The organism is Dietzia aerolata (genome assembly GCF_014144865.1).
Taxonomy (GTDB): Bacteria; Actinomycetota; Actinomycetes; order Mycobacteriales; family Mycobacteriaceae; genus Dietzia; species Dietzia aerolata.
In genome coordinates this window covers 1-10,263 of the sequence record NZ_JAALDM010000123.1, presented here as the reverse complement: position 1 = coordinate 10,263, position 10,263 = coordinate 1, and the positions used below count along the sequence as shown (strand labels likewise).

At 68.1% G+C, this 10,263-nt stretch carries 11 protein-coding genes; 4 read left to right on the top strand and 7 right to left on the bottom strand.

What is annotated here, in order from left to right:
- On the bottom strand, positions 1–961 hold a 961-nt coding region (locus G6016_RS08405), incomplete at its 3' end, for an aspartate aminotransferase family protein (RefSeq protein WP_194306208.1).
- Positions 962–1,038: 77 nt separating this feature from the next.
- Here G6016_RS08405 and G6016_RS08400 point away from each other — a divergent pair.
- Both G6016_RS08400 and thpD read left to right on the top strand, forming a co-directional pair.
- Positions 1,039–2,049: a D-2-hydroxyacid dehydrogenase gene (locus G6016_RS08400; protein WP_182632212.1), complete on the top strand. Its 1,011-nt coding sequence runs from the start codon at positions 1,039–1,041 to the stop codon at positions 2,047–2,049.
- Between the two features lie 83 nt (positions 2,050–2,132).
- Entirely contained in the window at positions 2,133–2,996 is an 864-nt protein-coding gene (gene thpD, locus G6016_RS08395; protein WP_182632211.1) for an ectoine hydroxylase, read from the top strand.
- Positions 2,997–3,023: 27 nt separating this feature from the next.
- Here the strand turns inward: thpD and G6016_RS08390 are convergent, their stop codons facing one another.
- Positions 3,024–3,938: a LysR family transcriptional regulator gene (locus tag G6016_RS08390; protein WP_182632210.1), complete on the bottom strand. Its 915-nt coding sequence runs from the start codon at positions 3,936–3,938 to the stop codon at positions 3,024–3,026.
- A gap of 173 nt (positions 3,939–4,111) precedes the next feature.
- Between G6016_RS08390 and G6016_RS08385 the strand changes: the two genes are divergently transcribed.
- Complete coding sequence (locus G6016_RS08385; protein ID WP_182632209.1) at positions 4,112–5,386, top strand: Glu/Leu/Phe/Val dehydrogenase dimerization domain-containing protein; 1,275 nt, start codon at positions 4,112–4,114, stop codon at positions 5,384–5,386.
- A gap of 64 nt (positions 5,387–5,450) precedes the next feature.
- On the opposite strand, the gene G6016_RS08380 is transcribed toward G6016_RS08385, so the two are convergent.
- From G6016_RS08380 to kstR, 5 genes are all read right to left on the bottom strand, one after another.
- The gene (locus G6016_RS08380; RefSeq protein WP_182632208.1) at positions 5,451–6,503 is read right to left on the bottom strand and encodes a hypothetical protein; all 1,053 of its coding nucleotides are present in this window, start codon (positions 6,501–6,503) and stop codon (positions 5,451–5,453) included.
- A 102-nt stretch (positions 6,504–6,605) separates the two neighbouring features.
- Positions 6,606–7,595 (bottom strand): hypothetical protein, encoded by a 990-nt coding sequence (locus tag G6016_RS08375; protein ID WP_182632207.1) that lies wholly within the window; start codon positions 7,593–7,595, stop codon positions 6,606–6,608.
- Positions 7,592–8,527, bottom strand: a complete 936-nt coding sequence (locus G6016_RS08370) for a hypothetical protein (RefSeq protein ID WP_182632206.1) — start codon at positions 8,525–8,527, stop codon at positions 7,592–7,594. The genes G6016_RS08375 and G6016_RS08370 overlap by 4 nt, the downstream gene beginning before the upstream one ends.
- On the bottom strand, positions 8,524–8,829 hold the full coding sequence (locus G6016_RS08365) for a hypothetical protein (RefSeq protein ID WP_182632205.1): 306 nt from the start codon (positions 8,827–8,829) through the stop codon (positions 8,524–8,526). Before G6016_RS08365 ends, G6016_RS08370 begins: the two co-directional genes overlap by 4 nt.
- A gap of 148 nt (positions 8,830–8,977) precedes the next feature.
- Positions 8,978–9,757, bottom strand: coding sequence for a cholesterol catabolism transcriptional regulator KstR (gene kstR / locus G6016_RS08360; RefSeq protein ID WP_182632204.1), 780 nt, complete (start codon positions 9,755–9,757; stop codon positions 8,978–8,980).
- A 165-nt stretch (positions 9,758–9,922) separates the two neighbouring features.
- Here kstR and G6016_RS08355 point away from each other — a divergent pair.
- Positions 9,923–10,263: acyl-CoA dehydrogenase family protein (locus G6016_RS08355; RefSeq protein WP_182632203.1), on the top strand; the 341-nt coding region annotated here is incomplete at its 3' end.

Below are 10,263 nucleotides of genomic sequence, written 5' to 3'. Positions count from 1 at the left end.
CCGCGGCGTTGGCGACCAGGCCCTCGCGCTCGACCACCTCGAGCGTGGCCACCGCGGCCGCCGCCGCCACCGCGTTGCCGCCGTAGGTGCCGCCCTGCGAGCCGGGCCAGGCCTTGGCCATGATCTCCTCCGGCGCGGCGATCGCGGAGATGGGGAAGCCGGAGGCGATGCCCTTGGCGGTGATGATCACGTCCGGGACCAGCCCGTCGGTGTGCTGGTGTCCCCAGAACCGGCCGGTGCGCCCGACACCGGCCTGCACCTCGTCGAGCACCAGCAGCGCCCCGTGCGCGGTGGCGCGTTCGCGTAGTCCCTGCAGGTAGCGCTGCGGAACGGCCATGTAGCCGCCGTCGCCAAGCACCGGCTCGATCACGATCCCCGCCAACTCGCGCGGGTCGACGCGGGTGGCCAGCAGGAAGTCGAACTCGGCCAGCGCGTAGTCCACGGCCTCGTCCTCGGTCATCCCCAGCCGCAGTGCGTCGGGGTAGGGGGTCTGGGCGACGCCCGACATGAGCGGGCCGAACCCGGCGGCGAACCGCGTGCCGGCGGTGGTGAGGCTCGCGGCGGCGACGGTGCGGCCGTGGAACCCGCGCTGGACGGTGACGATGTACTGCCGGCCGGTGGCCATGCGCGCCAGGCGCACCGCGGCCTCGACGGCCTCCGAGCCGGAGTTGGCGTAGAACACCGAGTCGATGCCCGCCGGCAGGTGCTCGCCGAGCTTCGTGGTGAGCTCGAGCAGCGGCTGGTGCATGACGGTCGTGTACTGCGCGTGGATGATCTTGGCGCACTGCGCCTGCGCGGCCGCCACCACCTCCGGGTGGCAGTGGCCGGTGGAGGTGACGCCGATGCCGGTGGTGAAGTCGAGGTAGTCGCGGCCGTCGGTGCCGTGGATCCACGAGCCGGAGGCGTGGTCCACCACGACGGGCGTGGCCTGCTTGAGGACGGGGGACAGGTTCGCGCTCATGCGGCAAGTGTGTGACCGCAAGGCAAGATTGTCAACAATCCGACAACACTCTTTTTCTGCCGGGTTACGGTGGTCCCATGACGCGCCAGCCAGAGCCCCAGCGCCCGACCGGAACCGAGAGCGGGCACCGCCCGACCGTCGTGCTCCTCACCGCCGACGGGGTCCCCGAACCGAGCGACCTGGTTGCCGTGCGCGAGCTCGCCGACGTGCGGGTCGCCACCGCCGACACCCTCGCCGAGGCCCTCCCGGGCGCCGAGGTCCTGCTCGTCTGGGACATCTTCTCCGGCGCCCTGGCCGCCGCCTGGCACGCCGCCGACTCCCTGCGCTGGATCCACGTGGCCGCCGCCGGCGTCGACAAGCTCCTGTTCGACGAGCTGCGCGCCTCCGACGTGCTGGTCACCAACGCCCGCGGCGTCTTCGACGGCCCCATCGCCGAGTACGTGCTGGCCTGCGTCATGGCCCACGACAAACGCCTGCACGAGACCGAGGCACTCCAGCGCGCCGGGCAGTGGCGTCACCGCGAGACCACGCGGGTGGCCGGCCGCCGCGCCCTGATCGTCGGAACAGGCGGGATCGGGCGGGCCACCGCGCGACTGTTACGCGCCGTGGGGCTCGACGTCTGTGGAGCCGGACGACGACGACGAGACCACGACCCTGATTTCGGTCACGTCGTGGAGTCCGCGCACCTGGCCCACCATCTTCCTGGCATCGACCACCTGGTGATGGTCGCGCCCCTGACCGAAGACACCCGGGGGATGCTCGGTGCGCAGGAGCTGGCGGCACTTGCCGATGGTGCCCATGTGATCAACGTCGGTCGCGGCGAGCTCATCGATCAGCCGTCATTGACCGTGGAGTTGGAATCCGGCCGACTCTCGGCGCACCTCGACGTCGTCGTCGTCGAACCTCTTCCCGAGGGCGACCCGCTCTGGACGGTGCCTGGCGCGCACATCAGTCCCCACATGTCCGGCGACGTGGTGGGGTGGCGCGACACCCTCTCCGCACAGTTCCTCGCCCACTTGCGGACGTGGCTCGGCGGCGGCGAACCCGCGCCGGCGGTGGATAAAGGTCGAGGATACGTGAGTGGGTGACCGGTTGTCCGGGGTCGAGGGGGCTTCTACGGTCGGGCTGAGAGGCGCATGAGAATCACGCGCCACCAACCGAGAGGAGAACAATGCCCCTGGCCGTCGATGACTACGTCACCCGCGTGAGCGGTGCCCCGGTGATCGTCGACCGACCGGACCCCGTGGTGTGGTCCGACCTGGACGATCCCGAGGTCCGCGACTTTGCCGAGCGCGGCTACATCCAGCGCGACCGTGCGCTCGACGATGACCGGATCGATGCCTGCCTCGAGGAGCTGCGCCGGATCGGCGAGGACCCGGCCATGGCCGACGACCCGCGCATCATCCGCGAATCCGGCAGCGAGGCCGTTCGCTCCATCTTCGACGTGCACCTGCTCAGCGACGTGGTGTGGGAGGCCGTCGAGCGCTCCGGCGCCCTCGACCTGGCCCGCGAGATCCTCGGCTCCGAGGTGTACGTGCACCAGAGCCGGCTCAACTACAAACCCGGATTCGCCGGCGGGGCCTTCTACTGGCACTCGGACTTCGAGACCTGGCACGCCGAGGACGGCATGCCCCGGCCGCGCGCCTGCAGTGCCTCGATCGCGCTCACCCCCAACCGCACCTACAACGGGCCGCTCATGATCATGCCGGGCACCCAGAAGTACTTCGTGCAGTGCGCGGGCGAGACGCCGGAGGACTACTACAAGGAGTCGCTCGTGACGACCGCGCCGAAGGTCGGGGTGCCGTCCGAGGAACACATCACCGAGCTGTACCGCTCGCACGGGCTCGACGTGCTGACCGGCCCGGCGGGGTCCATGACGATGTTCGACTGCAACGCGCTGCACGCCTCCGGCGGGAACATCACGCCCATGCCGCGGGCCAACGTGTTCATCGTGTTCAACAGTGTCGAGAACGCGCTGACCGAGCCGTACGCGGGCACTCCGCGGCGGCCGGACTTCCTCGCGCGGCGGCACTAGCTGGCGCGGGGCGCGGGCCGGCCGGGGTCAGGCTGCCGGGGTGAGCCCGAGGTGGGCCGCGCCTTCGGCGACCGCATCGACGAACGCCTGCAGCGGGCGGCGCCGGGTGTCGCGCTCCCGGAACGCAATGGACACAGTGCGGGTCGGTGCCTCGACGAGCGGGAGGATGTCGACGCCCTCGGGTGTGGGGACGAGGCCGAGGTCGGAGGCGACGGTCACGCCCAGCCCGGCGGCCACCAACGCGAGCGCCGTCGACTGCTCGCCGGCCTCGTGCTTCACCTCCGGATCGAAGCCGGCCTCACGGCAGGCGATCCGGACCGCGCGTCCGAAATGGGACCGCGGATGGGCGATCACCCAGGGCGCGCCCGCGAGGTCCGGCAGCGATACCTCATCGGCGCGGATCGATCCCGTCGGGACGACTGCGTGCAAGGACTCGACCGCGATCGGGACACGGACGAGATCGGGAACCCGGGCCATCGGATAGCTCGAGTAGTCCAGCACGAACGACAGGTCCAGCGATCCATCGCGGACCGCGCCGGTGGTGTCCTCGGGTGCGAGCTCCCGGGTTCGGACGCTGATCTCCGGGTGGTCGCGGCCCAGGATGGTGAGTCCGGCAGGCAGTAGCGCCGTGGCCACTGACGCCCACACGCCGGCCGTCAATGTGGTGGCGCCGCCCGAGCGCGCCGACTCCATCGCGTGCCCCGCGTCCTCGACCGCCGCGAGGATCGTGCGCGCGTGCCCGGCGAGCAGGAGCCCGGCCTCGGTGAGCACCAGGCCGCGGCCCCTCCGCTCGAACAACGGCGTCCCGGCCTCCCGTTCAAGGAGCGCCAGTTGCTGGGACACTGCCGACACGGTGTAGTCGAGGGCCGTCGCGACGGCCGTGACCGTGCCACGTCGCTCCAACTCGTGGAGCAACCGCAAGCGGTGCAGTGACGGCTCCATGGCGTCAGCGTAAGGAGGGCGGCGGGGATCGTGCAGGAAAACTGAACGGTGGACTCCACCAATCCTCGCTGGACCGGCCGCAAAATGCCTCTCATCCTGGGAGTACGTCACCGGATCGTCCGGTCGACGACACCGCCCCGACGGGCGGATGCCACAGCGAGGAGGCGAGCATCATGACGTCGATCGAGATTCCCGGCAAGGCAAGCAACCCCGGGGTAGGCCCGGCTACGACGGGTGCCGCCCTCCAGCCGGCGGACGCACCCGCGCCAGCGCCGGCGACGGTGGCCCCGGGCCGGGCGCACCGCGAGCCGTACCTGCGGCTGCATTGGGAGGACTCACTCACTGGTGCCCGCGGATACCTGGTGGTGGACACCCTCGTCGGGGGACTGGCGACCGGCGGCACCCGCATGCGGGCCGGCTGCACCCTGCGTGAGGTCGAGGACCTGGCCCGCGGCATGACCCGCAAGACCGCGGCATTCGACCTGCCCGTCGGAGGCGCGAAGGGCGGCATCGATTTCGATCCCAAGGATCCTCGCGCCGTGGATGTCCTGACCCGTTTCTGCGAGGCCATGCACCCGTTCCTCGACCGGCACTGGGTGACTGCCGAGGATCTGGGAGTGACGCAGCAGCTCATCGACGAGGTGTTCGCCCGGCTGGGGATGCGCCAGTCGTATCACGCGGCGATCGAGCGGTCATCGAACTGCGTCGCGACCACCGACCGCATCTATCGGGGCCTGTGCTCGGAGGTGCCCGGCGGACTGCTGGGCGATGTGATCGGCGGGTACGGAGTCGCGCAGGCGTGCCTGGCCGCCGCGAGCGTGCGTGACCTGGACATCGAACGGACCAGCGTCGCCATCCAGGGCGTGGGCACCATGGGCGGCGGCGCCGCCTGGTACCTGCACGAAGCCGGAATGCGGGTGGTGGCGCTGGCCGATGCCGCCGGCACCCTCTACGACCCGGCCGGGCTCGATGTGCCCGCGCTGCTGGAGACCCGCGACCGCTATGGCGAGATCGACCGCGACGCCGTTCCCGCCCGCGTGCAGCGACTGGACCGCGACGCGATCCTCGGCATGGACGTCGACATCCTGGTTCCCGCCGCGGTCTCGTACGCGATCACCGCCGAGAACTGCTCGCAGGTGACGGCCCCGGTGATCGTCGAGGCAGCCAACGCCGCCACTACCGCTGATGCCGAGCTCGATCTCACCGCTCGCGGGATCGTCGTGGTGCCGGACTTCGTGGCGAACGCTGGCGCCGTGGCGTGGGCGTGGTGGCTCATCCTCGGCGAGGTCGACGAGCGGGCCGAGACCTCGTTCCTGCGGCTCGGCCGGGCGATGACGACCAAGGTCTCCGAGCTCCTGACCGACTGGAGTCCGTCAGACGGTCCGCTCCGGTGGTCGGCTGATGTCTCCGACGTGGTGCGGGACGTCCCGACTGTCGTGGTTCCCTGACTGCTCGCGGGCCCTGGCCAAGGACACAGGCCAGGGCCCAGCTGTCGCGACCCGGGCAACCGCGTCAGCCCAGGGTCGTGTCCGCCGATCCGGGGACTGCCGTGTCCTCGGTGGCCGGGACAGGAGCCGGGGCCGTGTCCGGGGCCAGTATTTCTGGCGCGCCGGGATTGTCGGATGTGGCGGGGGCGACGGGGTAAAGCGCTGCATGAACGCCTCGCTCCCACGGTAACCAGACCTCCGAGCGGCGCATCGTCCGACGCAGGTCGCGGGAAGGTCCGTCGAACAGGACTCTTCCCTCCTCGCTGCCGAATAGCTGCCTGACCTCGGGATGCGAGTGGGCAGCGGCGATGACGTTGAACAGCGTGTCCTCATCGACGCTGAAATTGAAAAGCGCGATGGGGAGGGGAGCGCCCGGCAGACGTCGGGGTTCGCCGGTGAACATGGGTTCGGCGACAGAGGCCTGGTCTGTGATGGTGAGCCCGATACCGTCGTTGTGCCCAATTCCTTTTCCGTGGTGCAAGTGTGTCTCGACGATGGAGTTCCATGGGATCTCTGCCCTGGTCTCGCCGATGTGGACGTACAGGTCGTGTGGCGAAAACTCCAGGGCATGTCCTACCCGGGTGACGAGAAGCTGTCTGATCAGCATGGCGAGTACGAAAACAAGAAATAACGAGACCGTCACGACATTGCCGCGCCTGTCCTGCGGGATCACTCCATGACGCATTCCGACGAGCAATCCGATGAACAGCATGACGAATCCGAGCATCGCCACGGACACGAAGACAAAGCTCTGCATTCCCCCCGCGCTGCGAACAACGGTGACCCCGTTGGAGATGCTGACGGTATTCATCGCCGGGGGGAGAATTTGGGACTGGAAGATCAGACTCGCGGCCATACCCGATCCGAACAATCCCGTGCCTGCCCAGATCAGGACCACAGCGTTGTGAGAATCCCATTGCGCTGCAGCGAGAACAGCACCGGTGAAACCGATGATGGCGATGAGTGAGGCGACGACACAGCCGACAAGTGCCGGGCCACTGCCGACCCGGTAGAAGTGCCGGCGCCACTCAAGTGACGTGACCTGCACTGCGTCGTCAGGCCCTGCGTTGCTCACCATTCGAAATCCTTCTTTGCGTTTGCGCGCAATTCTTCGGCGTAGCTCCGCGGGAATGTCGAGGTAGCGAGGACTGCGACGAATGTCGTGGCGCCGGTGGGTGCATTAGAGCGCGGGGTCGGCGGACTCGGTTGGCTCGGTGGGCTGCGCCAGCGCCGCTGGCTCGGTGGGATCGGTGGCGACTCGGCTGAGCGCTTTGTGGACTTCCTGCTCCCACGGCATCCAGACCTCGGTGAGGGCCATCGCATGCCGTAGGTGGCGGGGCGGGCCATCGAACAGGCATCGTCCCTCCTCGGTGCCGAAGAGCTGCCTGACCACGGGATGAAGATGCGCCGCGACGAAGACGTTGTACAACGTGTCCTCGTCGACATTGAAGAAGTGCAGTGCCAACGGGACGGGGTCTGACGGCGATCGACGCTTTATGCCGCGAACTAACTCCTGATCGGTGATGACCAACCCGATCCCGTCGTTGTGCCCGAAACCATTTCCGTAGTGCGTGTTGAGTTCGACGATGGAGTCCCAGGGGATTTCAGCCGTTAACTCACCGATGTTGGCGTACACGCCGAGCGGCGAGAACTCCAGGTGGAACCCCATCGGGCGGAAAGTGAGGAGAAAGAGCGTCGAACCGAGCAGAAAGATGAGAATAAACGACACCGAGTAGACGTTGCCTCGTCTGTCCTGCGGAATGATGCCCTGCTGCATGCCGACGAGAAGCCCGATCACCACTGTGGCAAGCCCAAGTAGGGCTACGAACAGGAACGCAAAACCGAGCGATCCGCGAGTGCTACTTACCTCGGTGATCCCATCGGCGACGCGGACGACGTTTTTCGCCGGGGGGATCACCTCGGATTGGATGACGAGATTGGCGGCGGCTCCGGCCCCCAGCGCTCCCACGCCCACCCAGATGAGGATCACAGAGTTGTGGGAATTCCACGTCGTCGCGGCGCGCAGCGCAAGGAATAATCCGAAGACGCCGAGCATCGTGAAACCGACACAGGCGATCAGCGCCCGCCTGGTGTTGTCAGTGAACATGCGGCGGCGCCATTCGACTGAGATCGGCCCCTCCGCATCAGGATCCCAGCGGTACTTGATCACCAGTACCCCTCCTTTCCATCAGCGCGCTTTTCGTTGACGTAGTCCCGCAGGACTGTTGTGCTCGCGACGCCTCCAATCAAGCCGCCGACGAACCCGGCTGCGGTTCCCCACCCGGGCACGACACTTCCGGCGGTCGCGCCGGCGACGGCAGCGGAGCCTGCCGCGGCGGCGATGCCGCCGCCCTCGATGGCGAGGGTTTCAACCACGCTTTCCTGTTCCGGACTGGTTGCTAATCCGATGCCGAGGTTCAGAACGTTGCCGAAGATCGGGAACCCGCGGAGGACCGTGCTCGAGGCGTCGAGAGCCATAGCGGCGGTTTTTGTGGCCCCGGTACTGGTCGAAACTGTGGTGGTAGCGGCCAGCGTCCTGGGATCGATCGAGGCCTTGTCGGGGTCGTACGGGTAGAACACGTACGGCTTCTCACCGGAAATATCACAGAGGACGTTGGCGGCCTCGAGGTCCAGCGCCTTCAGCTCATCCAAGGTCGGCATGATCCGATCCTGGAACCTTGTGGCCGTAGCGGCGCCCTCCTCGTGGGCCTGGATGACCTCCGGGTCGGTGGGCTCCCCGATGATCAATGGTGGCCGAACCGTGCCATCGTCCTCCACCCGGCACAGGGCCTCGATCGCCGCGGCCCTGTCTTTCAATAGTTTGCGGCGGAGATCGGGCGCGGTGGCGCAGAACGTGTCGAGGGCCGCAATCAGGCGCTCGAGCTTCTGACCGATGTCCCTGACTTTCCGGACCAGGGCGTCGCAGCTGTCCGTCGACACCGACACCGTGTAGCACTCGAACCCGCCGAGAGTGGAAGCGACCTTCTGCTCGATCTCGGCTGCCGACTCCTCGAACACCGGCTGATCGGCACGGAGGTTATCCAGTTGCGCGGCGACAGTCGCGAAATCCCACGCCGAGACCGCAGAGATGGTCAGCGTCATCGTGGCGGCTCCATGACGCACATGGCCGCTGCGTTGTCCTGGTCAGCGTTCTGGATGATTTCCGCGCCCTCGTTCAGCGCCCTGACCTCGGAATTGATATGGGTGACGACCTGCTCCTGGATGTTCAGGATGTCGAGTGAGACCCCGTTATGGGAGGCGTCGATCAGGGACCCGCGCAGCGCCTGAGCGAGGGTGGTCAAGGCACCCGCCGGGGTCCGGCCGTCAAGGATCTGATCCTTCGCGACAAGAGTCCCGGCAAGAGCGCGCAGGTTCTCCGGGTGAACGTCGGTGATGTCAGCCATGGGCCCCCCGATGGTGATGAGTGCTCGTCACCACGTACGACGGCCCGCGACGGCCACCTGGTTCCACGGATGCTCGAAATGGCCGAAAGATTGCTTTCCGGAACTGGCCAGAGCCCCTGGACGAGAGCCCGGGGTGCTGCCGGGCGGGCTAGGGGGTGACGGCGTCGTCGTCGTGCTCCGGGGCGTCTCCCGCGGCGGCGGTGGTTCCTGACTCGGCGGGACCGTGGCCGTTCTCGCCCTCGCCGTTGCCGTTGCCGATCGCCGTGTGCAGGCGCGCGCGGCGCGGCGAATCGTCCGTGCCGAGCAGCAGATCGATGGTCAGGGCCAGCCGCTGGCTGACATCCGCGGCCGACGAGCGGCGGGTGAGCCACGCGACGAGGTTGGACATCCACACGTCCGACACGACACGCGCGATGGACAACTGCACCTCGTCCGGCGTGCCCTGGGCCATGGCGCGGGCGATGATCCGGTCCATATAGAAGCCCACCTCCTCGACCTCGTTGGCCACGGACGCGTCGGCGAACATGAACGCGCGCGTCATGGCCTCGGTGAGGTTAGGCTGGCTCTGCATGGCCTTGGTGATCATCTCCACCACGACCTTCATCCGCTCCTGCGCCGTGTCCCCGGGCGGGGCGCTGCGCTCGGTGCGCTGGTCCAGGCGGCGGAACTCGCGGGCCAGCGCCGAGACGAGCAGGTGCACCTTGGAGGGGAAATAACGGTAGAGGGTACCCACCGCGACCTCGGCCTTCTCCGCGACCGCGCGCATCTGCACGGCCTCGTAACCGCCCTTTGCCGCGAGGGCGAGAGTCGCATCGAGAATGCGGCGACGCCGCTCGCGCTGCGACGACGAGGTGGGCTCCTCGGTGCGGATGGCCTGGGCGGGTGCGCCACCACCGATGGCGTCGGCGGCGGTCGAGCTTCTGGTCATGGGCGAACCTTCTGCGCTGGGTGGGTCTGGGACCCGGTTGTGCGGATCGGGCCGTGCTGATGCATTCTAGAACACGTTTCCTAGAACAGGTTCTATTATGTGGGGGAGGGCACGATCACAGGTGGTCGTGCTGCTAGCGAACCCCGTTGTGCCGAGGAGTCATACGTGAGCATTGCCACCACCCCGGATCAGACCGAGATTCAGAGTTCGATCAAGGCCTGGGCCAAGTCCGCCGATCCCGTGACCACGGTACGCGCCCAGGAAACTGACCCTGACGCCTGGAAGGCCCTGTGGCCGCAGCTCGCCGAACTGGGACTGTTCGGCGTGGCGATCGCCGAAGAGCACGGCGGCGCCGGCGCGGAGATCGTGGACCTGGCCTGCATGCTCGAGACCGCCGCCGCACGCATGGCGCCCGGCCCGGTCCTGTCGACCGCCGTGGCCGGCGTGCTGGTGTCCAAGGCCGGCGGCGACGTGGCCGCCGCGCTGGGGGAGAGGCTCGCCGAGGG